Source organism: Deltaproteobacteria bacterium, assembly GCA_016208165.1.
GTDB lineage: Bacteria > Desulfobacterota > Desulfarculia > JACQYL01 > JACQYL01 > JACQYL01.
In genome coordinates, this window is the sequence record JACQYL010000055.1 from 1 (window position 1) to 25,493 (window position 25,493).

25 protein-coding genes and 1 pseudogene are annotated in these 25,493 nt (G+C 55.4%); 10 read left to right on the plus strand and 16 right to left on the minus strand.

Annotated elements, in window-relative coordinates; genetic code table 11:
• On the minus strand, positions 1–757 hold a 757-nt coding region (locus tag HY788_12195), incomplete at its 3' end, for an aldehyde ferredoxin oxidoreductase (GenBank protein MBI4774918.1).
• 425 nt (positions 758–1,182) lie between these two features.
• On the opposite strand from HY788_12195, the gene HY788_12200 reads away from it, so the two are divergent.
• The 3 genes from HY788_12200 to HY788_12210 are packed head-to-tail and all read left to right on the plus strand — an operon-like array spanning position 1,183 to position 2,602.
• Positions 1,183–1,608, plus strand: a complete 426-nt coding sequence (locus tag HY788_12200) for a membrane protein insertion efficiency factor YidD (protein MBI4774919.1) — start codon at positions 1,183–1,185, stop codon at positions 1,606–1,608.
• Positions 1,609–1,657: 49 nt separating this feature from the next.
• Positions 1,658–2,377, plus strand: coding sequence for a tetratricopeptide repeat protein (locus HY788_12205; protein MBI4774920.1), 720 nt, complete (start codon positions 1,658–1,660; stop codon positions 2,375–2,377).
• A 39-nt stretch (positions 2,378–2,416) separates the two neighbouring features.
• Positions 2,417–2,602 (plus strand): hypothetical protein, encoded by a 186-nt coding sequence (locus HY788_12210; GenBank protein ID MBI4774921.1) that lies wholly within the window; start codon positions 2,417–2,419, stop codon positions 2,600–2,602.
• Positions 2,603–2,687: 85 nt separating this feature from the next.
• Here the strand turns inward: HY788_12210 and gspN are convergent, their stop codons facing one another.
• From gspN to HY788_12275, 13 genes and pseudogenes are all read right to left on the minus strand, one after another.
• Positions 2,688–3,542, minus strand: coding sequence for a type II secretion system protein GspN (gspN, locus tag HY788_12215; protein ID MBI4774922.1), 855 nt, complete (start codon positions 3,540–3,542; stop codon positions 2,688–2,690).
• Positions 3,543–3,551: 9 nt separating this feature from the next.
• A complete protein-coding gene (locus tag HY788_12220) occupies positions 3,552–4,082 on the minus strand; it encodes a type II secretion system protein M (protein MBI4774923.1) in 531 nt (176 codons plus the stop codon).
• A gap of 11 nt (positions 4,083–4,093) precedes the next feature.
• Entirely contained in the window at positions 4,094–5,647 is a 1,554-nt protein-coding gene (pilM, locus tag HY788_12225) for a pilus assembly protein PilM (GenBank protein MBI4774924.1), read from the minus strand.
• Entirely contained in the window at positions 5,644–6,645 is a 1,002-nt protein-coding gene (gene gspK, locus HY788_12230; GenBank protein ID MBI4774925.1) for a type II secretion system minor pseudopilin GspK, read from the minus strand. Before gspK ends, pilM begins: the two co-directional genes overlap by 4 nt.
• Positions 6,590–7,402, minus strand: coding sequence for a prepilin-type N-terminal cleavage/methylation domain-containing protein (locus HY788_12235; protein ID MBI4774926.1), 813 nt, complete (start codon positions 7,400–7,402; stop codon positions 6,590–6,592). Before HY788_12235 ends, gspK begins: the two co-directional genes overlap by 56 nt.
• Before the next feature lie 7 nt (positions 7,403–7,409).
• Positions 7,410–7,778: a type II secretion system minor pseudopilin GspI gene (gene gspI, locus HY788_12240; GenBank protein ID MBI4774927.1), complete on the minus strand. Its 369-nt coding sequence runs from the start codon at positions 7,776–7,778 to the stop codon at positions 7,410–7,412.
• A complete protein-coding gene (locus HY788_12245; GenBank protein MBI4774928.1) occupies positions 7,756–8,277 on the minus strand; it encodes a prepilin-type N-terminal cleavage/methylation domain-containing protein in 522 nt (173 codons plus the stop codon). Before HY788_12245 ends, gspI begins: the two co-directional genes overlap by 23 nt.
• Entirely contained in the window at positions 8,264–8,722 is a 459-nt protein-coding gene (gene gspG / locus HY788_12250) for a type II secretion system major pseudopilin GspG (protein ID MBI4774929.1), read from the minus strand. Before gspG ends, HY788_12245 begins: the two co-directional genes overlap by 14 nt.
• Before the next feature lie 261 nt (positions 8,723–8,983).
• Entirely contained in the window at positions 8,984–10,201 is a 1,218-nt protein-coding gene (locus tag HY788_12255) for a type II secretion system F family protein (GenBank protein ID MBI4774930.1), read from the minus strand.
• A gap of 4 nt (positions 10,202–10,205) precedes the next feature.
• Entirely contained in the window at positions 10,206–11,774 is a 1,569-nt protein-coding gene (gene gspE / locus HY788_12260; protein ID MBI4774931.1) for a type II secretion system ATPase GspE, read from the minus strand.
• 64 nt (positions 11,775–11,838) lie between these two features.
• Positions 11,839–11,928: pseudogene (locus HY788_12265) on the minus strand (hypothetical protein).
• Between the two features lie 46 nt (positions 11,929–11,974).
• A complete protein-coding gene (gene gspD / locus HY788_12270) occupies positions 11,975–14,056 on the minus strand; it encodes a type II secretion system secretin GspD (GenBank protein MBI4774932.1) in 2,082 nt (693 codons plus the stop codon).
• A 186-nt stretch (positions 14,057–14,242) separates the two neighbouring features.
• A complete protein-coding gene (locus tag HY788_12275; protein MBI4774933.1) occupies positions 14,243–15,151 on the minus strand; it encodes a hypothetical protein in 909 nt (302 codons plus the stop codon).
• A 238-nt stretch (positions 15,152–15,389) separates the two neighbouring features.
• Between HY788_12275 and HY788_12280 the strand changes: the two genes are divergently transcribed.
• From HY788_12280 to HY788_12310, 7 genes are all read left to right on the plus strand, one after another.
• The gene (locus HY788_12280; GenBank protein MBI4774934.1) at positions 15,390–17,609 is read left to right on the plus strand and encodes a hypothetical protein; all 2,220 of its coding nucleotides are present in this window, start codon (positions 15,390–15,392) and stop codon (positions 17,607–17,609) included.
• Positions 17,551–18,663: a hypothetical protein gene (locus tag HY788_12285; GenBank protein MBI4774935.1), complete on the plus strand. Its 1,113-nt coding sequence runs from the start codon at positions 17,551–17,553 to the stop codon at positions 18,661–18,663. The genes HY788_12280 and HY788_12285 overlap by 59 nt, the downstream gene beginning before the upstream one ends.
• Before the next feature lie 63 nt (positions 18,664–18,726).
• The gene (locus HY788_12290; GenBank protein ID MBI4774936.1) at positions 18,727–19,701 is read left to right on the plus strand and encodes a SurA N-terminal domain-containing protein; all 975 of its coding nucleotides are present in this window, start codon (positions 18,727–18,729) and stop codon (positions 19,699–19,701) included.
• 131 nt (positions 19,702–19,832) lie between these two features.
• On the plus strand, positions 19,833–20,594 hold the full coding sequence (gene recO / locus HY788_12295) for a DNA repair protein RecO (GenBank protein MBI4774937.1): 762 nt from the start codon (positions 19,833–19,835) through the stop codon (positions 20,592–20,594).
• Complete coding sequence (locus HY788_12300) at positions 20,591–21,475, plus strand: glycine--tRNA ligase subunit alpha (protein MBI4774938.1); 885 nt, start codon at positions 20,591–20,593, stop codon at positions 21,473–21,475. Before recO ends, HY788_12300 begins: the two co-directional genes overlap by 4 nt.
• Positions 21,472–23,541: a glycine--tRNA ligase subunit beta gene (locus tag HY788_12305; GenBank protein ID MBI4774939.1), complete on the plus strand. Its 2,070-nt coding sequence runs from the start codon at positions 21,472–21,474 to the stop codon at positions 23,539–23,541. Before HY788_12300 ends, HY788_12305 begins: the two co-directional genes overlap by 4 nt.
• Before the next feature lie 39 nt (positions 23,542–23,580).
• On the plus strand, positions 23,581–24,153 hold the full coding sequence (locus HY788_12310; GenBank protein ID MBI4774940.1) for a nitroreductase family protein: 573 nt from the start codon (positions 23,581–23,583) through the stop codon (positions 24,151–24,153).
• 59 nt (positions 24,154–24,212) lie between these two features.
• On the opposite strand, the gene HY788_12315 is transcribed toward HY788_12310, so the two are convergent.
• Complete coding sequence (locus tag HY788_12315; protein ID MBI4774941.1) at positions 24,213–24,650, minus strand: hypothetical protein; 438 nt, start codon at positions 24,648–24,650, stop codon at positions 24,213–24,215.
• 220 nt (positions 24,651–24,870) lie between these two features.
• A partial coding sequence (locus HY788_12320; GenBank protein MBI4774942.1) for an enoyl-CoA hydratase/isomerase family protein occupies positions 24,871–25,493 on the minus strand: 623 nt, incomplete at its 5' end.

Genomic DNA, 25,493 nt, shown 5'->3' on the forward strand with positions numbered 1-25,493 from the left:
TCAGCACGTTGGTGAGAACATTGGTGCCATAAGTGGGGAGGCCTTCGCTGGTAACAGGATGCTTTTTAAGCGATTCCAGGAAGTTGCGTTGCGCGGTTTTGAATGCTTCAGCATCGACCAAAGGCGCTTGATTCGCGCCTGCCGGGTCCACGACGAAAGCCTTGATGCCCTTCGAACCCATTACAGCGCCCAATCCGCCGCGTCCCGCATGGCGGGTGGGCCTGTTTTCCTGATCGGTCACCGCAATGCTCGCTGCCGAGAGCAGCATTTCGCCGGCTTTTCCAATGCTGATCACCGCGGTCTTGTCGCCATAGGCTTCCTGTAATTTCTCCACGGCTTCGTAGTTGTTCTTTCCCGCAAGCCGGCTCGCGTCTTCGATTTTGACTCCGTCCTTTTTGATGACGACGGTATACCATTTGCCGGGCTTGGCGGCCCCATCAACGACCACGGCTTGAATGCCCAGGCGGGCCAGATATTGACCGGCCTGTCCCCCCGCGTTGGATTCCTTGATACCACCGGTCAGCGGGCTCTTACCTCCAAAGGACAGCCGTCCCGACGTCGGCGCCGAAGTAGCGCCCAATAGACCCGGAGCGAACACGAGTTTGTTGTTCGCACCGAGCGGGTCGCAAAGAGGGTCCACTTCCTTGGATAAGAACATGGAAGTGAAGCCTCTCCCACCCAACAGTTTGAAATCGTCCGGGACGGGTTCCATCTTGGCTGATAGGTTTTGCATGTTAATCCTTAGGATTTGCGTCATCGCTTTCCCCTTTTCTGCTATGGTGTGGGGGTCATTATAGCAGCCGCCCGGCGGGAAAGCAAATTTTTATAATAAAATCAGCGTGTTATGTCAATACTGACATAACACGCTGTTCCCTTCATAACTCACCGCGGCGCCCCGGCAAACTGATTGTTTCGAAAAAAACACATCGCCTGCTCGTTTGACGCGGGGAGCACAATCATGTAGAAATACCTTCATCATCGTTTCACCTGACACCGGAAACGCCTGCCGTGGGTTCATTCATGGCGCAGGCTTCGAAAACGATACGTTTTCTCCGTCATTCCGGTAACGCACGGTCACCCTCAGCCGTGATGATGGCGGCCGCCACATCCGTGCGCAGGCGCCGAGTATTGTAGCGGGCGTTTCCATTCAAGCTCCATTGAACGCAAAATCGGGGTATGAGGATGCAACGACGCACCGTTGCTTTCGTGGTTGCCTTTGTTTGTCTTTGCCCGTGGATTCGGGCCGACGCGGGCGAGGAAGCCGGGAAATCCGGCTGGGTGGCTTCGGTTACCCTGATTCCGGTCGTTCACTTCTATCGTGACGCGTTGTCTCCTTTTATGATCCACAAATGCCCCATGTGCCCCAGTTGTTCCTCCTACGCCATGGAGGCGATGCGGAGACATGGGGCCGTACTGGGCTGGTTTATGGCGATCGATCGATTGATTCACGAAGCCGGCGAAATGGACCAGGGGATTCCCATCTCCCGCAACGGTCAGGTCCAGTGTATCTACGATCCGGTACGGTACAACGATTTCTGGTGGAACGAGCGCGAAGATCGAATCACCCCGGCAGAGGCCGAATCGATCGCCGAAGCTCTGCTGCCCTAGTCCCTCCCATGGTGTCTATGAACGTGCACCGAAAACAGGAGCGCCTCTCATGAAATTGAGCAGTATCCGCTTTCGCCGATGTGGGCTTATCCTGGTATCTTTATGCCTGGTTCTGCAGGTTCCTGCCCCCGCCCGCTCGGATCCCTCCTATTCGCCGGAGGAAGTGCTCTCTTTCGCCGACCATCTGTATGAAAAAGACGACTATGACCTCGCCCTGCTCGAGTACGAACGTTTTCTGACGCGTTTTCCAGAAGATGCAAGAGTGTGGGAGGCTCGAAGAGGTAAGGCGCGCTGCCTCTTTTGGAAAGGGGACTACCGGCGGGCCCTAACGGAATTCCACGCACTTGCGGTGGACTTTCCAAGGTCCCGCATCGGCTATGAAGCCGCCATCATGGCTGCAAGATGCTATGCTCTGTTGGGAGACAACGACGTCGCGGCTACGATCTACTCCAGAATGCTGCAACAGGGCGGCTTCGAAGATCTCACGACAACGGCTCGGTTGGATCTGGCCTGGCTTTACATGAACATGAGTTCGTGGAAAGAGAGCCGTGACCAATTCGAGAAGCTGGCGCGGGAAGGCGCTTTTCAGGAAGCGGCTGAACGGATTGTGCAGAACCTGGCCGACGCGGAGGAGTTGCCGATGAAATCGCCCGTGGCGTCCGGAGTGCTTTCGGGACTTGTACCCGGCCTGGGTCAGGTTTACTGCGAGCAGTATAAGGACGCCGGTCTCGCTTTTCTCCTGAACGGCCTATTCGCTTTTTCGGCCTAGGAGGCCTTTGACAACGACCTGCATGTGATCGGCGGATTCATGACATTGATCGGACTTGGCTTTTACGGCGGAAATATCTACAACGCCGTCAACCACGCCCACAAAATCAACGCAAGAAACCAACACGAATTCGTCCGGAACGTCTGGCAGGAATCGGAAATCGGCCCGGAGCTGCCGTTACGGGAGAGGCGATGGATCGGGCTCATGTTGTCCGTCCCTTTCTGAATCGGGCCATTCTCGAAGCGGGATCTTTCCGGAGTCGAGGTGAAAGGAGAGAGACTCACGTGCTCGGACCGCGACAACGGCCGTATCACTTGATAAAACGCACCTGCGGCCTCAAGGGCGTTCCTTTCAGTTTCAGGTTCAGGCGGTCGAAAGGGATGTGCTGTTGTTCGCGGACGACCGGGTCGATGGCGGCCTCAACGGTCAAATTGAGTCGGCTGTCGCCTATCCGCGGCGCCGGAACGATGTCTCCGGTTATGGACGCCGAGAGCTCTTTAGCTTCCAGCCTGAATTCCTGCAACCTCAATCGGCCCTTTTCCAACTCTGCACGCGCGTGCATATGCTCTACCGTGATCTTGTCGATAGACAACAAAAACCGTTTCAATCCTTCGACGCCCCCGGATGCCAAAGAAAATTCAGCCTTACCGGAAGCCTCGTTGGGCCTATCCACGTTGCATGCATAGGAGATGTCCCCCTGCAAAATCCCGGTGATCTTTAACAAAGCGCATGCCGGGTCGGGCTCCCACAACGAAAGATCCATTTGCTCGATGGATGTGAACAATTGAAATCGCCGACTCCGGTTCATTTCCACGCTGCCTTGAACCACCCCTCCGTACGCGTTCGTCCGGTAGCGTGTTCGCACGGATCCGAAAATCAGTCCGGGGATCCCGACGTTCAATGAAAGATGGGGGAAAGACGCCAGGGAACATACTATACCCGACTGCGGGGCGCTCAGTTCGACGTTGGAGAGGGAAAAGTTTATAGGAAACAGAGATGCTTTTGCACTCCCGATCCGGACCTCGATGGAAGAGCCGCGCTTCTGTTTTGCCAGCAGATTGCGAGCCAATTCATCATAGGGGAATTGCAGGTAGACGCACCAGGCAAAGAAAGCCAGACCAAACAATCCCGTCACGGTTATTAATAACCACTTTTTCCGTTTCATGGTGCTCGATCAGGCCTTCTCCAGGGTGAACACCCGAAAAGTAACATTGATGAGATCGGGACTGGTGTACACGGCTTTTGCATGAATGGATTCGACGGATAGCAGTTTATCCGAGTACTCGATCAGGTACAGGTATCGCACAAGCGAGTCCAGGCCAACTCCGGCGAGCCTTACCTCGAGCCCCTTGCGCACGAGTCCGCCATCCGAAGTCGGGTCGTTCGAGGGCAAAGGTCTCATATACTGAATCTGGGACTCGACGCCGGCCTGACGGGCGATGCCCTCGAGATAGCGGAACATCGAGAACTCCGCCCCCCGATTCTCGAGCTGTCCACGCATAACGTCTCGATCCGCCTGGATCTGAAGCCATTCCTCACGTAACGTCCGAATCTGTTCCAGTGAAACTTTCTGGCTCTTAATCGTTCGGTCCGCTTGTTCCATCCGCTGAAAAGTCGGATAGATGACGCCACCATAGGCCAGCATGACCACCACCACGGCGCATCCGACGCCAATCCAGATTTTTTCCCGTCGGCCGATTCGCAACCCGACCTCCACTATCGTTGACGATGGATACTGATGCTGAATTCGATCTTCTTTTCGAAGCTGCTCAGGTTGGCCTCTTCCACTTTCACCTCCGCAGCTCCGGGAACACCCGATAAACGATCCTTCAGCGCGTCCACCGCTTCAAACGTACCCGCTTCCCCGGAAAGGCGTACCATTTCAGGATCGACGACGAGGTCAATCATCCGGACGCCGGAATCTTTGGGAATCCTTTCACTCAATGCCGCCAAAAGGTCCAGGGTGCGTACCCGCCCTTTGCGAAACCCCAATGTGCTCAAGGACTCACGGGTGGACTGAATCGCGGTTCGCATTTGCTCCAACTCGTTCACGATGACTTTTGAGTCCGGAAACGTGTCCGTGTACACTCGGCGAATGTCCTGTTTAATGGATCTCAGTTCCTGCTCCCGGTCCTGCAATCGATAAAAAAACCCCGTCGCCGTGACGATTAAGATCAGGGCGGCCACGGAGGCCAGGTAGATCAGTTTACCCCGGATCTGAGCCAAAGGCCTTTTGAACGTAAACTCCTCCACAAGAAAATCCGGCCGCTTTCCTTCCGGCCCCAAAGCGGAGAGCGTAATACCCAGCACGGACGCGAAGGCTAAGCCATCTCGAGCCCCTTGGGGATCTAGACGACTCGGGAGGGCTTCCAATGGATCCCAGACCCGGCAGGGCACGTCCAGACTCGCCGACAGAGCCTCCTGCAGTCCCGATCGTGCGCTTCCCTGGCCGGTGAGGATCACTTCATTGGGTCTGAGCTTCAACTGGAAGCAACTCAATTCCAATTCACGGGTGATTTCCCGGGCCATCCTGTGTGGATCGCCGAACGACTTAGACACGGAGCGCCCCTCCGGCGGAGTGTCCTCGGGATTCAGATCCCTCTCCTCGGCATCCGGTCGTTCGTCGGAGATTCCCAAATCAACGGAACGAACGAGAAGAGGGCCCCGACCGTCAAAGACGGTGAGATGCATTTCCCCCCCGTCAAGGTTCATCAGTGCGATTGTTTTGTCTGCGTCATCCTCCGGGACGCTGCCGCAGACACGATAACACAGATAAGCCCCAAGGTTGCCCGCTCCAACACATCTCGGCTCCATGGACGCCTTGGCGAGTAGTTCCAGATGCGCCTTCAGTTCATGTTTTCGAGCTGCAAAGGCTACCACTTCTTTCCTCGCACCCTTGAGTTCTCTCGGCAGAAACGTCACAAGGGCGTCTTCAACCTCGAAGGAGAGATGGGGTTCCATTTCGAACTTGATCAGTGGGCTTCCTGCTTCCAGCTTTACATTCGGAATGGATAATCTCCGCGCCACCACCTGATGGCCGTCGAGAGCGCTTGCAATCCATTCCGGAGCCGAAGCCCACGAACGACTCAGAACTTCGAGGGCTGATGCGACACGGTCCGGGAACGCCACCGATGCATCCGAGTCGAAGGGTATACGATACAATCCGGTAACCTGGAAGCCTCGAACCGTCACGGACAACGTCACGGCTCGAACCTCTTTCCGGGTCAATTCAATACCTGCGATTTCCGATGGACCGAAAAGAGACTTCATGATCCGAGTCTCCAGTAGACGGGCGCCACTAGACCTCCCGAACGTTTGACCACTGCGGACAGGTTCACGTTTGCGGTTCCCTGGCCGGCCCTGATTCTTATCGAGAAATGATTGCTTTGCACTGTAATCCTGCTCAGAATCCGGGCGTACAGCTGATCGGTCATCCCGGGAACGTTTTTCAGGTCCCGCTTTGTTTTGAATGGTTCCGATTCGCGAAAGGAGACGATTTCCAGGGCCAAGGCTCCATCGATGGCGTCGTCCAAGCTTCGTAATACTTCGGCGGACGCCGTATTGATGTTGATTCTTCCATCGTTGTGAAGCGTGAGAAAAGGCATCAGTCCTTTTTTCTGATCCGTGCCGAAGAGGAGTTCGTGCGTCCATCCTTTGACCAGCCTAAGCTGGTTCAGCGTCTCCAGGGGACCGTTTGCGCAGGCATACGGGGGTTTTTCGCGATTATAATACAGGGACTCGGCGCCTCCGGGCCGGACCAGGTCATCCCCGTCCAGCCAATCGAACAGGGTCTCGACCGGGGCCTGATCCAACTCCAATATGTCAAACAAACGCCTCAACTGTTCCTCTTCGTATTCCTGTATCTTCCCGAGATCATCCACCAGCATATTCAGATTGATCTTCGCGTCTTCATCCGTAATTTCGCCCAAAACGGTTCCGGTTTCGGATAACATGGAAACCCCCGCCGCCAGCAGATCGGTCCTTCCCCACAGTTCCGTGGAGGCGTCATATTCATTGGAATCCCGCTGGAGCACCTGAACCCCCAGTTGGTATCCGCTCAGCAAGAGGTGGTCCGCATTCATCAGGTCCAGGGTCTGGCCCGCAAGGGCCAGTTCCACTCGGGCTCCATAGGTAAAATGAGTTACCAGAGACACCAGAATGGCCACGATCAGAAGCACGATGACCAGTGCGACGCCTCGCTCGCCGGATAAATCAGGAGGACGAAGGCGGCAAAGTCCATCCCGATGTGAACGAATGCTCGTTTTCATCACTGTCCAAAACGGTAAACTTCAATTCCACCCTTGTGGGGAGAACGCCCTCGAAGGACGCGTCCGTCGAATCCCATGACAGATGCTCCCGGCCCTCCGAGTCAAAAAACACGAGTTCCATTCGCCCCAATCGTTCTCCGACCACCATAAACCGATTCTCGTCGTCGCGAAACGTTCCCGGAAACGGGTCGTCCTTCCTCAGCAGCGTCAATCCCATCGCCCCGTCTTCTTCCTCGATGCGGTATTCAATTCGGGTGAGGTCCAATCCTTCGGTTTCACCGGTGAGAGCGAGATGGGATGTCGAGGAGAACGAGAGAGAGGAAAAGGACTGCTTTTCCCCTACCCGCCCCGAACAGACAAAAGGTCTCACCACTTTCTTTTCAAGGGCGTCTTTGCAATCTGTTTTGCATACCACCGCGGAAGACAGATCCATGCAAACCCTCTCCATGATGATTCGCGCCGTCTGAAAAGCGTCCGAGCTTCGCCGAGCCGCACCGATATGTCCGGTGGTCGCGGAAAATGTAGCATAGGTTATGCTGAGCACGATAGACAGTATGGCCAGGGCCACCAGTACCTCGAGCAAGGTCAGGCCGTCTGCGGAAAACCGCCTCCCGGCAAGGCGGAGCCGCATCAAACGCTTGGAACGCGTTTGGGTCGTATTCGGTTCGGCCTGGCATGCAAGGCCCTGCCCCGTGCTCTTTCCTTTCCCTGCCGAGCGGCCGCAGCGCGCGTCTGATGTATATGCGGTTTGTTCCATCCGGATACTAGTGGAATCCCACCAATTCGACGTAACGTTCCGAATCCTCGAGGCCCCAAAATACCCGCACCGCCACCTTTTCCACCATTGGGAAACCCGGGGGAACCGATACGAACGCTTTCCATCGAAAGCCTGCGTCTTCCTTCTCGAACTCCCCTTCAGGCAGAGCCTCGCTCTCGATGCCCGAGGTCTGCAGTTCCGCCATTTTGTCCTGAGCCAACCAGGCGGCTCTAAGGCGAAGCCGAGCCTCGCCGAGGGCGTCCGCAGCGTCTCCCTGATTCTTGACAACGGCCGTCAGTGCAATGGCAAGCACCGCCAGGGCGACCATCACTTCCAAAAGGGTAAAACCCCGACTACCCGAGGTCTTTTTGAACAACGTAGCTGTCCTCTACTTTAACGTTTCCCGTCAGCGGCCGAACCGATATGGTGTAATCCCGGTCTGTCGACTCCGTCAGATGTATGTCCGCCGTCTCGACGGCGCCGTTGGCCGCGAATCGTATGGTAGTCCGGCCTTCCGTCACGCGGCCCCTCCCGGCTGTGATCACGTCCCGGAAGCGAATCGAATCCGGCAGACGATGCAGTTCCGCCAGATCTTCTCGGCGCTCGGGCTTACTTTCTTTCGAAGGGTCCCGACTCACCCAATATGTTCGTTCGGCCATATCCATGTGCAGATAGAGAACACCGGCGGAGGTTGCGGCTGAACTCCGTGCGTAAGTGAGCGTGCGGGTAATGTCCTTGATGGCTGCGTCCATTCGACCGGACCAAAGAAAGTCTCCCAGCCTGGGAAGGCTCACCACGGCCATCAAGGAGAGTATGAAGACTACCAGCGCCAGTTCCAAAAACGAGAAACCGCTTTGAGGTCTAGCTCTCTTCATCCCAGTTTGTGACGTCTTTATCTCTGTCTTCGCCGCCGTTTTCGCCGTCCGGCCCGGTGGACCACAGGTCATAGTCGGTGTTGTGGACTCCGGGACTCAAATATCGGAATTCGCCACCCCAGGGGTCTTTCGGTACGACTCCCTTCTCGAGGTAGCCTCCTTCCCGCCACTTGGCGATTCGCCGGCCCGTCTCAGGGTTCTTTATCAGCGCTTCCAAGCCCTGTTCCGTTTGAGGGTAGAATCCGTTGTCCAGATAGAACAGTTTGAGAGCGTTTTCCAGGCTTTCGATCTGGAGCCTGGCTTTGGTTCTCCGGGCCTCCTCCGGCCTGCCCATGATACGCGGTATGATCAGGCCGGCCAGCACACCCAGGATGATAACCACCACCAGCAACTCGATAAGGGTGAATCCAGATTGAGTCCTGCTCTTTTTCGTGAACCTATACATTTAAGTACTCCGATCCGTCTTGAGCAACATACATGGATGCGGTTACCCATGGGCAACGGCCCTGTCCATGATCGAACGGTCAAATTCATGGGCCTTGCCCGGTGCGGGTCGTCATCGTCGGACGGTCAGCCTGACATCGTCCGGCAAAAACCGAGCGCGGCCGCGCGGTGTTCCTAATGTTGCCCAATCCAAAGCCACGGGGGTCCTGCCGTGATTACGAAACCAACCGAAGGACGCTCCCTCTCCACAGCCTCCGTCCACCTACCGGATCCCCTGGGTCATTTCGAAGATAGGCAGCAGAACCGCCACCACGATAAAGCCCACCGCCATCGCCATTCCCAGGATCATCACCGGCTCCAGCAGCGACATGATAATGGTCAGGCTCGTCGATACCTCCTTCTCGTAGGTATCGGCCACTTTGATCAGCATGTCTTCCAGCTTTCCGCTCTTTTCACCGGAATGCACCATGTGGACGGCCATCGCCGGAAAAACGCCGACGGCCTTCAAGGTTTCGTTCAGGGACTTCCCTTCCCCCACCTCTTTTTCCACCTCCTCGACCGCATCCGAGAATACGGCGTTTCCCAACACGGTTCTCGACGTACCAAGGGCAGTCAAAAGCGGCATGCCTGCCGAAAGCAACGCCCCCAGGGTGCGGGCAAAACGCGCGACCACCAGCCGCGTGATAAAGGTCCTGGCCACCGGAAGCCGGAGGAGCAGGCGTGCCTTGAAGCGTTTGCCTCTGTGCGTACGCACAAACCGTTTCCAGAGCACCAGACCCGCCACGACTACCGCCATACCGACCCACCAGAATCGCTGCATCCACGAGCTGACGTGAATCAGAAAGGTAGTGGGCCATGGAAGCTGTTGCCCCGTTTCTCTAAACAGGCTGGTGATCTGTGGAATGACAAACGAGATCAGGAAGAAAAGTACTCCCGTGCCGACCACAAGCATGAACGAGGGGTACGCCAGCGCGGCCCGGACCCTATTCTGCAAATCCAACCGTGCTTCCATCAGATCCGCAAGACGCAGAAGGACAATGTCCAGGCTCCCGCTGGACTCACCGGCTCGGATCATGTTCACCTGCAGCTCCGTGAAGATCCTCGGGTGCCGCGCCATGGCTTGCCACAACGGTTCCCCCTCGAGCACCCGCTCCCGAAGATTTCCGAGCACCTTCTGCGTTACCGGTTTGCCCGTCTGTTCGAGTAATGCTTCAATGCACTCCACCAGGGGAAGGCCGGAGTCTAAAAGGGTAGCAAAACGCCGGAGGAGCAAACCAACGTCCCTCGAACTCATTCGGGGCCACAGCGTCTCGAACCTCCACCCGGAAGAGCGCTTCTCAGCCACCTCCATCACTTCTAAGATTCGGAGACCCCGAGCCCTCAATTTTTGCCGAACGGCGCTCGGACTTTCCGCGTCAAGTATACCTTTGACCCTTTTGCCGACTTCGTTCAGGGATACATACTCGTAGACAGGGGCCATGCATCTAGTCCTGGGTTACCCGTAAAACCTCTTCAACCGTCGTGACCCCCCGCAGCACTTTCCGAATACCGTCCTGTCGCAAGGTGATCATGCCGTTGGAAACCGCCTGCTGCTTGATCTCCGTAGCGTCGCTTCCCCGAAGAACCAGACGGCGCAGAGAGTCGTCGAGGACTAGAATTTCGTTGATGCAGGTCCGTCCGTAGTACCCCGTGTTGAAACACCCCTCGCACCCCTTTCCTCTGTACACTTCCAGGTTTCCGCCCTTCGAATCGCTCAATCCGAGTTCCCGCCTAAGTTCCGGTGTCGGTTGATCGGTCGATTTGCAGTGAGGACAAATGTTTCGCACCAGCCGCTGGGCCATAACACCCACCACGGACGATGTAATCAGAAACGGTTCGATTCCCATGTCGCACAGGCGGGTCATGGCGCTCGCCGAATCGTTCGTATGAAGCGTGCTGAAAACCAGATGCCCGGTGAGGGATGCCTGGATGGCGATCTCGGCGGTTTCGAAATCCCTGATCTCGCCGATCATGATGACGTCCGGGTCATGCCTCAATATGGACCTGAGACCTGCGCCAAAAGTTAATCCGATTTTCGGAACCACCTGAATCTGCCCTATGCCGGGCAACTGATACTCGATGGGATCTTCCACCGTAATAATGTTCTTTTCCCTGGTGTTGATCCGACTGAGTGCGGCGTAGAGTGTGGTGGTCTTGCCGCTCCCGGTGGGACCGGTTACCAGAATGATCCCATGCGCTTTTCGGATCAGTCGTTCGAACGTATCGTAGGCTTCCGGAGAAAACCCGAGTTCCGCCAGCCTGAGAACCGCGCCTTTTTTGTCCAGCAACCGAAGAACGGCTCGCTCGCCGAACAGGGTCGGAATAACGGAAACCCGTATATCGATTTCCCGGTCCCCCATTCTGATTTGGATACGTCCGTCCTGGGGCAACCGTTTTTCGGCTATGTTCAAGTCCGCAAGAACTTTTAGTCGGCTGATGACCGACGAGTGAAGACGGCGGGGAAGTTCCAACGATTCATAGAGCATACCGTCCACACGATAGCGAACCTTGAAGTCGTTCTGGTACGGCTCGATGTGTATATCACTGGCGCGACGTTTCACTGCTTCGGTGAAAAGCATGTTCACCAAGCGGATCACTGGGGCTTCACTGGTAGAATCCAGCAGGTCCTCCACCTGTCCGAGTTCTTCCAGTATCTTGGCGCCTTCCGTCCTGTCGTCCAGATCTTCCACGAACTGGCGGGTGGATTCTTCATCCTGGTGCATCAATCCATGAATGACCTTCAGGACCTCACGGCGGGGACCGAGCTGTACTTCAACCCGGTTACATCCCAGATTGTGGGCCAGATCATCCACAGACAATACATTACCCGGATCCGACGTGGCTACGCTCAGGACTCCGTCATGTATGGAGAGGGGAGCCAGGAGGTTTCGTTTGAGATAGCCCAGTGAAATGTCGGCGACATGGGATCGGTCCAGGGTTGTTTCCAACTCGGGGCGATAGGGGTACCCCAACGTATCGGAAATGAGCCGCAACAGCTCCTCTTCATCCACCATACGCCGACTCACCAGCTGCTCGACCAAGCTCCCTTCGCCTTGCAGCATTTGATCGAGCTTTTCTTCATCGATACCCGCCGAATGGAGCAGTCGGTTTCGAAGGACCGGGCTGAGAAACGTGGAAGGAGTCATGTCGGAGGTCGCTTGTTGATGATCGGAAGTGTTGTTTTTGGCGTTTTTTCTAGCCATTGGGCTTTCTGTTACTCCGGAGTCCCCGAAGGAGTTTCCGTATTCCCCGATTCTGAAGAGTCCGGCGTTTCAGGAAGGGCTCCACGCGGTTTCTCGTCGTTGAGCAGCTTGGCACCTGGACCTTGAAGGGCCTTCTGGCGAATCAGGCTGTCTTTGATCTCCCGCTCCTTTTGCTGGTAGACGGCGCGGGCCTCCTCCGTGTTCTCTATGATGTGCGGTGTAAGGAATACCAGAAGATTGATCTTTTCACGTCTCTGCGAAGTGGTTTTAAACGCCCACCCGATGACCGGGATGCTTCCGAGGCATGGGACCCGCGTTTCGTCGCCTCGCTCGGTGTCCTGAATCAATCCCCCGAGCACAACGGTCTCTCCGTCTTTGACGATAACCGTCGTCTTGGCGGATCGGACGTTGGTGACCGGAGCCAGGATCACATTGCCCGCCGAGTCAACAGTCGAATCCCTAACCACGCTGCGAACTTCCTGCTCGATCTGCATGCGGACGAACCGATCCTGGTTGATCTGGGGGGTCACCTTGAGATTGACACCTACGTCCTTGTACTCGAAGGTGCTGATGGCCCTCGAGGTCACTTCGGTACCCTGATCCAGCCGAGTTTGATAGGGAATGTTCTGGGCAACGCGCACTTCGGCTTCTTCATTGTCCGTGGTCAAGATCTGCGGCGTGGACAATATGTTGAAATCCGTATCTGATTTAATTGCGTTGATCAGCGCCGAGTAAGAGGGAAAGCTAATCCCCCCGTAGGTGAGCTGCCGGCCGATCACCCCGAGCGCCAGCCCCCCCGGAAGAGCAAACACCGGCGTGCTGCTCTGCAGCCCGCTGAAAATAGTTCCCAGCGCGCCCGCCGATCCTGCCGTGTTGCCGCCAAACCAGAAGGCCGACTGGTTATCGAAGTCGTTGCCCGCATGCCATTCGACTCCCAAACGCAGCGCCTTGTCCGTATTCACTTCCATGACAAGACCTTCCACGTAGACCATCGCCCTCTGTATATCCAGCTTTTCGATAATCCTGGTAAGTTCTTTAAATTCCTGGGGAGATGAACGGATCACAAGAGAGTTGGTCGCCTTATCCGGGCTGATCACTACGTCGGCGGAAATCGTGGGAGCCTTTGGGCGATCTCCGGTCGCCTGGCCTGCACCCGCGGTTTTTGCCTGATCGCGAAATTGCGTCAACACGTTGGCGATGTCCTCGGCCACCGCGTTCTTCAGATATAGGACGTGAATGTTGTCTTTACCGGACGGAGTAGGCCGATCCAGACGGGCCACCAGTCTTTTGATCTCCTCGGTATCATCCTTGTTGGCAAACACTACCAGGGCGTTGATCCGATCAACGGCCAGAACCTTGAATACCTCCTCCTCTCCCTGTTTGCCTGCCGGTCGGGTCTTACGCTCGCCTTCCATCAGCAGCCGCAATTTGTCCGCAAGATCCTCGGCTGAGGCGTGCTCGAGTTCGATCACACTGGTCGTGTTTTCAACTCCCGATACGTCGATCTCGCGGAGAATCTCCATCAAGCGCCGGATGTTTGAATGCACGTCCGTAACGATCAGGGTGTTGGACTTCGAATCGGCCGCAATGACACTGGTCTTGGATACCAGCGGCGTCAGAACCTTCTGCAAGTCGTCCGCATTGGCATGTTTCAAAGGAATGATCTGGGTCACCATGTTGTCCTGGGGTCCGGCCAAAGGCATGCCGGGAGCAACCAGTGTCTCCACACCCCGGTCCTTGGCGGTGCGCAAGGGCACGATTTTCACGATTGGGCCTGACGGTATGGTGGTAAAACCGTAGACTTCCAGCACGGACTCGAACACTCGGTAGGCTTCTTCCGGAGAGACTCTCGAAGGGGATACTAAGTTTATCGTCCCCTTCACATCATTGTCCAAAACGAAATTCTTTCCAGTAAGCGTGCTGATGAATTTGATGAATACCCTGATGTCAACATCATCAAATTCCATAGCCACAAGCGGAGGACCGCCCTCAGATTTGTCCTCTTCCGCCGTAACGTGAGATGTCCATACTACACTCCAAAGCAGAAAAAGAACACAAGCCGTGGTCAAAGCGCGCCATCGCAGTCGAATCATAATCGTTCCGTTTTCGCAGAAGTCGGTCAATTCGCCTTTTCCGAACAAGTTCGACAATATCTTAACGGGGGTTCCGAGTCAAATGCGAACCCTGCCGAAACTTACACATTGTACGCTGTGAGATACGGCAAATTGGATTAATTGGGAAAATAGAAATTCCCAGCGCGGTCGGTCCGCGCAGGGTCTTTATCTAATCTGATAGTTCAGCACATGCGTTTGGAGGTTGCGCTGAATCTCGAGAGTGAGTTCCGCCTCTTGATTGAGTTGCTGGTACGCAGCGAAGGCCTGCTCCGGGCGAGTAATCGGTGCGCCGTTGACGCTCTTGAGAATATCGCCGTTTTGGATGCCGAGTTCATCGATTACGCTTCCTTTGCGAATGTCGCTGACCATATATCCGGCGGGGTTTCCATTGATGAAATAGGGGCGCACGCGCAGTTGCGTCATAAACTGATTGACATTGGAGATCATCTTTTCAAACTCGTCCCGATCCACAACGTAGTTTTCATCATCTACCTTGCGCACGGCGATGGATTCCGTACTTTCTTCGACTCGCCGGCTTGTTGGCGAAGACTTCCCGCCCTCAGGCTCCTTCATGACGAGTATTTCTTCACGTCCGTTTCGCGATAGAATGACTTTTCTCCACAGTATACTTTTTATCTCGGCCCCCTGTATCGTGTTGCCGATCTGCAGAAGCTTTTGCTTTCCTGCTTGTTGGTCGTCACGGATCACCGCAAAAGAGTAAAGTGGATATTGAGCCACCACCGTGCCGCTGAGGGTGAGCTTCAGCTCCGTTCTTGGGATATCCGCTTCCTGCGTCGTGGTCTCTTCCGCAGGCTCGACCGAAGTTGAAAGGGGCTTGGAAGCCCCTGGGCTCGCGGCGGGGTTGAATATGTTGTTCCTGGCGATGACGTCGAAATAATCAAGATCGGGTGTACGGGACACGGCTCCGGTCGAGGGTTCGGCCGCGACGATCGTTCCTCGAGGCCGTTTTCTGAGTTCGTTGGACGCAATCGTAACCGCAAGGTTTGCCGCAGCCCATGCCAGCAAGCCTATCAGAGCCATGTTGATCAACCAGAAATACTTTTTGATTACCATGAGGTTTTTTAAGGGAGCTTAGCCTAAGAAGTCAATGAATCCTTCCCCTCCCAATATGCCCAAAAGGGTATGATAAAAGCAAGCAGGAAAGAGCAAGCCCGCCGGAGTCAAAAGCACGACGATCATGACGAACAGACCATTACGAGCCCATCGAAAGCTCATAATGAATTCCGATGCGCGAATCAGCACGGTTTGACAAGCCGATCACTTTGGTATAATTGCCCTTTCCAAATCTGCGATGAACTTCCATGAGGACAACATTGGGTTTGGTAACGTTTTCCAGGCCCTGAAACGGGGCGAACCTTCGCTCACCGTATCCGGGCTGCCCGCCTCGGCTCAAGCCTGTTTTGCGTCCATCGTAGCGACAAGATTGAAGAAGCCGGTTCTGGTCGTCTGCCCCAACCTGGATGAAGCGGAAAAGCTGGCTTCCGATCTCCGCTTTTTTCTTGAAATCCCATCCGAGGAACGCAACGAAAAGCGCCGTGTTTTTCTTCTCCCCCCGTACGAAGTGTTGCCTTTTCAAGAAGTCTCTCCACCCATCGAAGTTGCCTCTCGCCGAGTTGAAGCTCTGTATGCACTGCTTTCCGACGAGCCGCCCACGGTAGTAGTGACGACCCCATTGGGACTGATGCAGAAGACACTGCCGAGGGACACGTTCAACCGCCAGCTCGAATACGTGGTAGCCGGTGAGGAAGCGGACCGGGATCAACTGGTGAATCGCCTTGTCCAGGGTGGGTATTACCGGACTCAGCTTGTGGAACAGCGAGGCGATTTTTCCGTCCGGGGGGGCATTCTGGACTTTTATCCGCCTCTGGCGGAGCACCCTATCCGACTCGAGTTTTACGGAGATTTCGTGGACTCGATTCGTTCTTTCAATGTGTTGAACCAAAGATCGTTCGATCAACTGGAAGAATGGATCGTTGTTCCGGTGACCGAAGTGTTCAACACGCCCGAGACCCTGCACAGGGCAAAGGAGCGTTTGCACCTGGCGACGGGCCCGGACACGGCCTTCCGGCTGCAGGAACATCTGGACGCAGGCATGCTCTTTTCCGGGGCTCAGGCCACATTACCGCTTTTCTATGAAACTACCGAGAATCCGACGGACTACCTCCCCAAGGGGTCGTTGTTGCTGGAACTCGATCCTGGTCGGATACAGGATGAAGCCCGAAGAGCGTATACGGAGTGTAATGAGAAGTTCGAACAGATGGGTGCATTCCTGCCCTACGTCTCTTATGACTCGATTCGAGCCAAGACTGCCGGATTCCAATCCATAAGCATGGTGTCCCTTCTGTTCGAAGATCCTTCGCGAGAGATGCCCCTCTATCAATTCCAGTGTGAAGATAATCTGGACATCCGATCGATTCCCAACTCCTTCGAGCAGCAATGGGAGCAAAAACGGGCTCTGCTGGACCGGGTACGGCAATGGGTCGAAATGGGCATGGATGTCGTCTGGGCGTGCTCCTCCTCAAAAAGAGCGGGGCAGGTCCAGGAATTCTTCACACAGGCGGAAATGCGGGTCATCAGAGAAAAGCCTCCCTTCCGGGGGAGATCGGCCCCACATGCCGTTCGCCTGTATGTGGGCAGTCTCTCTGCGGGCTTCAAACTCTGGTCCGAACGATTGATGCTGATCACGGACGAGGAATTCCTGGGCGCCAGGCAGGCCATAAAAGCCAAGCGAAAACCCGGCATCGAGGCCTACGTCAGTTCTTTCGAAGACTTGAAGCCGGGCGACCTGATCGTTCACATGGAACACGGAATCGGACGATATCAGAGTCTCGTACAAATGGACGTTGATGGCGACCTCGGCGAATTCCTGTTGATCGAGTATGAAGGACAGGACCGGCTCTACATTCCCATCTACCGCCTCAAAGCCATCCAGAAATATGCCGGCATGGACGGTCATGATCCCAAGTTGGACCGTCTCGGCGGGAAGACCTGGGCCCGGCTCAAGAATAAAGTCAAGGAATCGGTCGAACAGATCGCCAGAGAACTCGTGCAAATCTATGCGGCCCGAAATGTACGGAAAGGGTTCGCTTTTTCCGGATCCGACGGAAACATGGCCGCCTTTGCCGAATCATTTACTTACGAAGAAACACCGGACCAAGCCAGATCGCTTCAGACCTTATCCCGTGGTGGTCGAGTCCCTGAGCCGATTCAAAGGCAGGCAGGAACAAAAGAAGGTAATCGAAGGCCTCGCCACCGGAAGAGTGGACATCATCATCGGGACGCACCGACTGCTGCAGAAAGACGTGGTATTTCGCGATCTGGGTCTGCTGATTGTCGACGAAGAACAGCGCTTCGGAGTGGCGCACAAAGAGAAAATCAAGCAGATCAAGAAGCTGGTGGATGTACTCACGCTAACGGCAACCCCTATTCCGCGCACACTTCAGATGGGCCTCATGGGTATCCGCGATCTCAGCACCATCGAGACGCCGCCCAGGGACCGGCTGTCCATTAAGACCTACCTGGCCAAATACGACGATGACCTGATTAAGGAAGCCATCATGAGAGAAATGCGTCGGGGGGGACAGATCTTTTTTGTGCACAATCAGGTCAAGTCTCTTGAAAACCTGGCATCCCACATCCGTGGTCTGGTTCCACAGGCGCGGGTGGGAATCGCTCATGGGCAACTAAAAGGCATCCAACTGGAACGCGTTATGCTCTCTTTTCTGCGGCAGGAGCTGGACGTGTTGATGTGCAGCACGATCATCGAATCCGGCCTCGACATTCCTACCGCAAACACGATCATCATCAATCACGCGGAACGTTTCGGCCTCGCTCAGATATACCAGCTCCGCGGCCGCGCCGGGCGCAGCAAAGACCGGGCATACGCCTATCTGCTCGTGCCCAGCGAAAACGCCATGACTCCGGAGGCGCAAAAACGCTTAAAGGTTCTTACGGACTTTACAGAGTTGGGATCGGGGTTCAAGATCGCCTTTCACGACCTCCAGATTCGAGGCGGAGGAGAGATCCTGGGCGCTTCTCAATCGGGGCATATCGCAGCGGTGGGATATGAGATGTACCTCGAGTTCATGCAGAATGCCATCAGCGAGCTGAAAGGGAGCCCTACGCCTGAAGAGATCGACCCGGAGATCCATCTCTCCCTTCCGGCTTTCCTTCCCGAGACGTACATTAGCAGCATCAGTGAACGTCTCTCGCTGTACAAACGGCTTTCTTCCCTGACGGAAGGGCAACAACTGGCCGACATCAGGTCCGAATTGCGGGACCGTTTTGGCCCTCTTCCGGAAGAGGCCAAAAACCTCCTGGAAACGTTCGAGATTCGGAACCAGATGAGGCGTGCGCGAATGCAACGTCTGGACTGGAAAGGCGGGCAGATGATTTTCTCGTTCGATCCGGACGGCGGTGTGGTTGTGGACGGGTTGTTGAACTTTGTGAAAAAGCATTCGAAACTGGCGAGATTAGCTCCTGAAGGACGTTTATTTTACAAGGCGTTCGGAAAAAACATTGATGTAATACAAGAGGCCAAAAAAGTCTTGCAAGAGATCATCTAGCGTGTTAGCCTCCTAACCAATCGGTTTGTGTGAACATTTGAATAGTTACCACAGGATACTCCTATGAAGTGGATCATTGCATTGCTGGCTTTTATGCTGTCCGGTTGGGCTCCAGCACAAAGCGCCGACCTCGTCAATCGAATCGTCGCCCTCGTCGGAGACGACATCATCACGTTGAACGAGCTCGAAAAGCTGACCGGACCGGAAGAGGAACGGATGACGAAGATGTATAGGGGTCCCCAGCTGAAAGAAGAACTTCTATCGCTCAAAACCAAATACCTCGATTCTCTGATCACTGAAAAACTGCTTCAAAAAGAGATCGACCGCCAAGGCATTCAACTTCCGGAAGAGGACATAGACAAAAGGATCGGCGAATGGCGGGAGCAGAACGGCCTGAGCGAGGAAGAAATGAAAACCTGGCTGGAACGGCAAGGCCTGACCTTGGAAAAATACAGGGATATGCTCCGCACGAAAACAAAGGTCCAGATCCTGTTGAACCGGATAGAGAAGCACGTTGTTGTCTCACAGGATGAAATCGAGAAATACTACGAGCAGCACAAGTCGGATTTCGTCAGGAAGAACCGGGTCCACCTGAAAAACATATGGATTCGCGCAAACACAGGGAACGGAGACAACGACTCCTACGAAAATAACAAAAGAAGAGCGCAGGACGTCCTGGATCGGATCCACGGCGGAGCTTCTTTCGAGATGATGGCGATCCAGCATTCGGAGGGGCCTAACGCGCTCTCGGGCGGAGACGCTTCCTGGATCGACTGGGAGCTACTGGATCCGAAGCTGCAGCAAGTACTCGATTCCATGAAAGACGGAGACGTATCTCCCCTCTTGGAGGTGGAGCGAGGTAGTGAAGATTGGTTTCAAATCGTCCTGATGGTGGAGCACGAAATGCCGGGGGAATCCACCTTGGAGGAAGCCAAAGACAAGATTGCCCGCATACTGACCGACGAGAAGCGAAACGCCGAGAAAGAGGAGTGGCTTAAAAAGCTCCGCGAGAAATATTTCGTCAAGATTATGCTTTGAGCCTTTCCCCCGCCTTTTCGGGCGACCGGATACCGGCGCCCTCATGAAAAAAAGTCGGACTTGAAGCTTCCAGGAGGTCGGCGAGCACCCCGAGCGCTTCGAGATTTCCAACGCATCATGGTTCATATGAGATGCTGCCCAGAGATACCGTCGGCATTGTTCTGCACGAAAAGGATTATCGCGAATCGGACCGAATCGTCACCTTCTACAGTCCGGACAGCGGCAAGACGGCCGGCGTTGCCTTCGGGGCCAGGAGAAGTCGGAAGCGTTTTGCCAACTGTCTGGACCTTTTCTGTAAATCCCGGTTCTCTTACGTGGCCCGTCGTGACTCCGAGCTGGTACGACTCGAACGGTGCGACCTGATCGACTCGTACCCCGCGATCCGGGATCAGGAAAAGACACTGGCCTATGCAGCCTACCTAGTGGACGTGGTGTTCCGACTTACGGCAGCAGGCGACCCCAATCCGGCGCTTTTTCACTTGCTGGACACGGCCCTGCAATGGCTCAACTCCCGCAAACCCGAAAACCAGGTTGCACGGATTTTCGAGGTCAGGGCTTCGAGCCTTCTTGGCTATCAGTTGGAGCTCGAAAAATGCACGGGTTGCGGGAAAGCCTTGTCGGGCGCGCAATCAGCGGGCTTCAGCGCGGCGAACGGAGGCATCGTCTGCGACCGGTGCTCTCCAACGGAAAAACGGCGTCTTTCTCCCGGAACGATAAGGGCTCTACGATATATTCAATCGCGTCCGCTGGAAACGCTTCCGAGGTTGAACCTCACCTCTTTGAACGTCCGTGAAGCCGGAAAAGTATTACGTGACTTTTTGATCGGGTTGTTGCACAAACAGCTCCGGACCATGAACTACATCGATCGATTGGAAGAAAAGGAAAACCGATGAATTTTCAAGACGTGATTCTCACCCTGGAGCGGTTTTGGGCCGACTACGGCTGTTTGATACTCCAGCCCTATGACATGGAAGTGGGGGCAGGCACCTTCAATCCCGCTACCACCCTCCGGGTACTGGGCCCGGAACCGTGGAATGCAGCCTATGTAGAGCCCTCCCGACGCCCCACGGACGGGCGTTACGGAGAGAACCCCAACCGCCTGCAGCACTATTATCAGTATCAGGTCATTCTCAAACCGTCTCCTCTGGACGTTCAGGAACTCTATCTGTCCAGTCTGCGCAGACTGGGCATCGATCCTTTGGACCATGACATCCGGTTTGTTGAAGACGACTGGGAGTCACCCACGGTGGGGGCCTGGGGTCTTGGTTGGGAAGTGTGGCTGGACGGCATGGAAATCACCCAATTCACCTATTTCCAGCAGGTGGGCGGTATCGAGTTGAGCCCGATCCCCGTGGAGCTCACCTACGGATTGGAACGCATTGCCATGTACCTGCAGCAGGCGGACAGCGTATACGACCTGCGATGGAACGACAAAGTCACCTACGGTCAGGTGCATCATCAGGGTGAAGTCGAGCATTCGATATATAACTTCGAGGCGGCGGATGTCGACATGCTCATCAAGCTTTTCAACCTTTACGAGACGGAAAGCAAACTCATGTTGGAGAGAAATCTCATTCTCCCAGCTTACGACTACTGCCTTAAATGTTCCCATACGTTCAATCTGCTCGAGGCGCGGGGCGCCATCAGCGTGACGGAGCGTACGGGCTATATCGGTCGCGTGCGCGATTTGGCCCGGGGATGTTGTTCCTCTTTTGCTGAACAACGCAAAGAGATGAGCCACCCTTTGTTGACTTCGGGAGGTAGCGCATCGTGACCGGAGAATTCTTACTCGAAATCGGAACCGAAGAGATTCCCGCCCGTTTCTTGCCGCCCACTGCCGAGACCATGAAAACGAGTATGGCGGATCGGCTGGAAGCTGAACATCTTTCATTCGACGGCATACGGGCCATGGCCACACCGCGGAGACTGATGCTGGTGGTGTCCGGCCTTCTTCTCCGACAGAAGGACCGGGAACAGCAGGTGATCGGCCCTCCCGAAAGAGCGGCCTTCGATCAAACGGGTTCCCCGACCAAGGCCGCTCACGGTTTCGCCCGAGCACATTCCATCGACGTGACTGATCTCAAACTGGTGGATACGGGCCGAGGCAAGTGCTTGGCATTGACGAAGAACATCCCCGGTAAGCCGACCTTCGACATCTTAAAGGATCTTCTGCCCGGATGGATCGCCAATATTCCATTTCCCAAATCCATGCGATGGGCATCGGTTCCCATTCCCTTCGCTAGACCGATCCACTGGTTCCTCGCTTTGCTGGAGGGTGAAATCATACCCTTTGAACTCGACGCTGTGATTTCCGGCAACGCCACTTGCGGACATCGGTTTCTGGCGCCTGATCCCGTCGTGGTTAAAGATTATGCCGACTACCTGCAGCGGCTGAGAAACGCACACGTGATTATCGATCCGGAAGAGCGGAAAAACCTTATGCTTGCCGAGATTCGGCGCGTGGCTCAGGAACGAGGAGGCGCCATCCTCGATGATCCCGAACTTGTGACGGAAAACAGCTTTCTCGTGGAATATCCGTCCGTGGTCTGCGGTTCTTTCGACGAATCCTTTTTGAAGCTGCCCGACGAGGTTCTGATCACCGCCATGCGCGAGCACCAGCGGTATTTTGCCGTTAAGGATCCGTCGGGAAAACTGCTTCCCCTGTTCGTAGCTGTGAATAACACCCGGGCGCGGAACGAGGACGTGGTGACCAAAGGTCACCAGCGGGTGTTGAAGGCCCGGCTCGAAGACGCGAGGTTCTACTTCGAGGATGACTGCAAGAAGCGGATGGATGACTTCGTGGAAGAACTCAGGGGAGTGCTCTTTCAGCAGAAGCTGGGAACCTCGTATCAAAAGATGAAACGGTTTCGCGAGCTGGCCTGTTTCATGGCGGAAACGGCGGCTCCGCAGGAAGTTGCCGTCGTGGACCGGGCCGCGTTCCTGTGTAAAGCCGATCTGGTGAGCGGCATGGTGGGCCAGTTCCCAAGCCTGCAGGGTGTCATGGGCCGCGTGTATGCGCGCCTTGCCGGAGAACCGGAAGGGGTGGCGGAAGCCATTTTCGAACACTACCTGCCCCGCTTTGCAGGAGACCGGCTGCCTTCTTCCCAAGTAGGGGCCTTGGTGGGTATGGCGGATCGGATGGACACCATTTGCGGTTGCTTCGGCATCGGACTCATACCTACCGGGGCGGCGGATCCGTACGCGCTCCGCCGGCACACCCTGGCCATCATCAACATTCTCTTGGATCGGAGCTATTCATTCGATCTGAAATCCATGGCGAATAAGAGTCTGGAACTACTGGGTCACCGTTTGGAAGGCGATCCCGGAGACATCCTGAACAAGATCTTGGAATTCTTCCGTACACGGTTTCATAATCTGCTTACCGGCAAGGGGCACCCCTTCGATGTCGTCGATGCGGTGTTGAGTCTCCATTTCCAGCGTCCCCCGGAAGCGCTCAAACGCGTGGAAGCGCTGAACGATTGGCGAACTCGTGATGAGTTCGAACCTTTGGCGATCTCTTTCAAACGCGTGGTCAACATCCTAAGAGATCAGAAACTCACAGAGCAGGTCAACACGGCCCTCTTCGAGGATACGGCCGAGAAGGACCTGTGGGAAGCCTATCTAAAGGCCAAGCTGGCCGTGGACCAACTTCTGGACAAAGGCGAATACAAGCAGAGCCTGGATATCATTTTCGGCCTGAAAGGAACCATCGATCGTTTCTTTGACACGGTGCTGGTTATGGTGGACAACGAACAACTGCGTTACAATCGGCTCAATCTGCTGAACCAGCTGAGCGACCTGTTCAAGCATATCGGTGATTTCAGCCGATTCAGCGTGTGAGAAGACGATCGTCCGCGATTCCTAAAAAGGAGGAAGGCGATGGATTTGAAAGAGTTGGTCCTTCGAAACAGAAGCTATAGGCGTTTTGACGAATCCTACAAGGTTACACGAGAAACGCTCGTAGAGCTGGTCGGGCTTGCCCGCTGCACTGCCTCGGCGGCAAACCTCCAGCCGCTCAAATACATACTCTCTGCGGATCCCGAGACCAATGCACGCATTTTCGGCTGTCTGGCGTGGGCCGCTTATCTCAAGGACTGGCCCGGACCCTCGTCCGGGGAACGCCCGTCAGCCTATATCGTGATGCTCGTAGATCAGGACATCACCGAGAACTGGTGGTGCGACGACGGTATTGCCGCCCAAACCATGCTCCTAGGCGCTGTTGAACGAGGACTGGGAGGATGCATGCTCGGCGCCATCAACAAAGAAAAGCTCCGAACAGAACTGAAGATTCCGGAAAGACTGATGATCCGTCTCGTCCTGGCGCTGGGAAAACCCGCTGAAAAGTGCCTACTGGACGACGTTGAGCCGGGCGGGAGCATCCGATATTGGAGGGATGCGAACAGCGTGCACCACGTACCCAAACGCAAGCTCGATGAACTGATCCTCAAGTGAAATGACGGTTACATGGACCTGGGAAACCCCGCCTGCAGGTGAGGTTATATGATTGAGACTCACGCCTCGCCCAAGGGCTTGATCTCGTCCAGCATGGAGGCGCTCTCGTCGGGTCCTCCTCCGGCTGAGCTCTTGAACCTCTCGAGGGCGTATCCGATCCGCGAAACAATGAGTTCGCGAATCACGAAAAGGATCGAATATTTCTGAGCCTCCCTCAGTCGATCGAGATCCAGGGCTGCCAGGATTTCCGTCAGACTTGTTTCCACCTCGCGGTGAATCTCTTCCTGAATCGGATCGATTTTCCCCTCCTTTGACGCCCCCCATACTCCCGTTACCAGATAAACGATGGATTGTTGCAACAAGGTCTCAAAGTGCCGCTCGAGGACTTTATTGACAACCTTGTCCACCAGACTTCCTATGGCTCGGGCTTGTCCCAGCATCTCCTCCACATCCGTCTGTTTTCTTCCCTTCTTATACAGTCGATCGAGTATCCTCATGACCTATTCCTGTCATCCTGCACTGCGTGCTGCGATCCGTTACTGCAAGCCCGAGATCCGATGTCGGATTCAGCCTTCCGTGTGCCTCTCCCCTGTTCCACGCTCCGGGCGGACCAGCGCTGAAAGCACGCGGAAAAAGTACAATTTGACGGCATTTGTCCGCAAATTCCCCACTCTTTAGGTCTCATTCGCCGCAAGGGGATAAAGCGGATCTCGAGGCTCACTTTCCCTTGAAACGGGGGGGGCGTTTTTGCATGAATGCCTGGAACGCCTCCACCAGGTCCTCGCAGGGCAGCAGAGACGTATTCTTCTGCGCCACGTATTGCAGTCCCGCGGCAATGCCGTGATCCCGGGTATAGAGAATGGTGTCTTTGGCACCCTGCACGGCCAGAGGCGAGTTCGCGGCAATCTCGTCAGCCAGCTTGCGGGCCTCGGCATACAGTTGCTCCCGGTCCGGGCAGATCCGCGTCACGAATCCCATGCGCAACGCCTCTTCCGCCGAAAAATCCCTCCCCGTCAGCGCCAGCTCCCGAAACCACCCCTGGCCGATAATCGTGGGCAGCCGCTGCAAGGTTCCAAGGTCCGCGACCATGGCCATTTTGGTCTCCCTTATGGAGAATATGGTCTCCTGGGCGGCAATACGAATATCGCACGCGCTGGAAAGGTCGATCCCCCCTCCGATGCAATGACCGTGAATCGCGGCAATAACGGGCTTGCGGCATCTCTCGACCGCCGTCATGCTATCCTGAAGTTGCAGGATCTTCTTTCGAAGCGTCTCCCGAGCGTCCGCTGCGCAGCCCTGGAGCAGCGTTGCACCCTCCTGAAGGTCCAGGCCCGCACTGA

Bases quoted from the DNA above. Each gene is read 5' to 3' on its own strand.
- HY788_12200 (MBI4774919.1), top strand. From the start codon at position 1,183: ATGCAACGACGCACCGTTGCTTTCGTGGTTGCCTTTGTTTGTCTTTGC.
- HY788_12205 (MBI4774920.1), top strand. From the start codon at position 1,658: ATGAAATTGAGCAGTATCCGCTTTCGCCGATGTGGGCTTATCCTGGTA.
- HY788_12210 (MBI4774921.1), top strand. From the start codon at position 2,417: ATGACATTGATCGGACTTGGCTTTTACGGCGGAAATATCTACAACGCC.
- gspN (MBI4774922.1), bottom strand. From the start codon at position 3,542: ATGAAACGGAAAAAGTGGTTATTAATAACCGTGACGGGATTGTTTGGT.
- pilM (MBI4774924.1), bottom strand. From the start codon at position 5,647: ATGAAGTCTCTTTTCGGTCCATCGGAAATCGCAGGTATTGAATTGACC.
- gspK (MBI4774925.1), bottom strand. From the start codon at position 6,645: ATGAAAACGAGCATTCGTTCACATCGGGATGGACTTTGCCGCCTTCGT.
- HY788_12235 (MBI4774926.1), bottom strand. From the start codon at position 7,402: ATGGAACAAACCGCATATACATCAGACGCGCGCTGCGGCCGCTCGGCA.
- HY788_12245 (MBI4774928.1), bottom strand. From the start codon at position 8,277: ATGAAGAGAGCTAGACCTCAAAGCGGTTTCTCGTTTTTGGAACTGGCG.
- gspG (MBI4774929.1), bottom strand. From the start codon at position 8,722: ATGTATAGGTTCACGAAAAAGAGCAGGACTCAATCTGGATTCACCCTT.
- HY788_12255 (MBI4774930.1), bottom strand. From the start codon at position 10,201: ATGGCCCCTGTCTACGAGTATGTATCCCTGAACGAAGTCGGCAAAAGG.
- gspE (MBI4774931.1), bottom strand. From the start codon at position 11,774: ATGGTGGATGAAGAGGAGCTGTTGCGGCTCATTTCCGATACGTTGGGG.
- gspD (MBI4774932.1), bottom strand. From the start codon at position 14,056: ATGATTCGACTGCGATGGCGCGCTTTGACCACGGCTTGTGTTCTTTTT.
- HY788_12275 (MBI4774933.1), bottom strand. From the start codon at position 15,151: ATGGTAATCAAAAAGTATTTCTGGTTGATCAACATGGCTCTGATAGGC.
- HY788_12280 (MBI4774934.1), top strand. From the start codon at position 15,390: ATGAACTTCCATGAGGACAACATTGGGTTTGGTAACGTTTTCCAGGCC.
- HY788_12285 (MBI4774935.1), top strand. From the start codon at position 17,551: ATGGGTATCCGCGATCTCAGCACCATCGAGACGCCGCCCAGGGACCGG.
- HY788_12290 (MBI4774936.1), top strand. From the start codon at position 18,727: ATGAAGTGGATCATTGCATTGCTGGCTTTTATGCTGTCCGGTTGGGCT.
- recO (MBI4774937.1), top strand. From the start codon at position 19,833: ATGCTGCCCAGAGATACCGTCGGCATTGTTCTGCACGAAAAGGATTAT.
- HY788_12300 (MBI4774938.1), top strand. From the start codon at position 20,591: ATGAATTTTCAAGACGTGATTCTCACCCTGGAGCGGTTTTGGGCCGAC.
- HY788_12310 (MBI4774940.1), top strand. From the start codon at position 23,581: ATGGATTTGAAAGAGTTGGTCCTTCGAAACAGAAGCTATAGGCGTTTT.
- HY788_12315 (MBI4774941.1), bottom strand. From the start codon at position 24,650: ATGAGGATACTCGATCGACTGTATAAGAAGGGAAGAAAACAGACGGAT.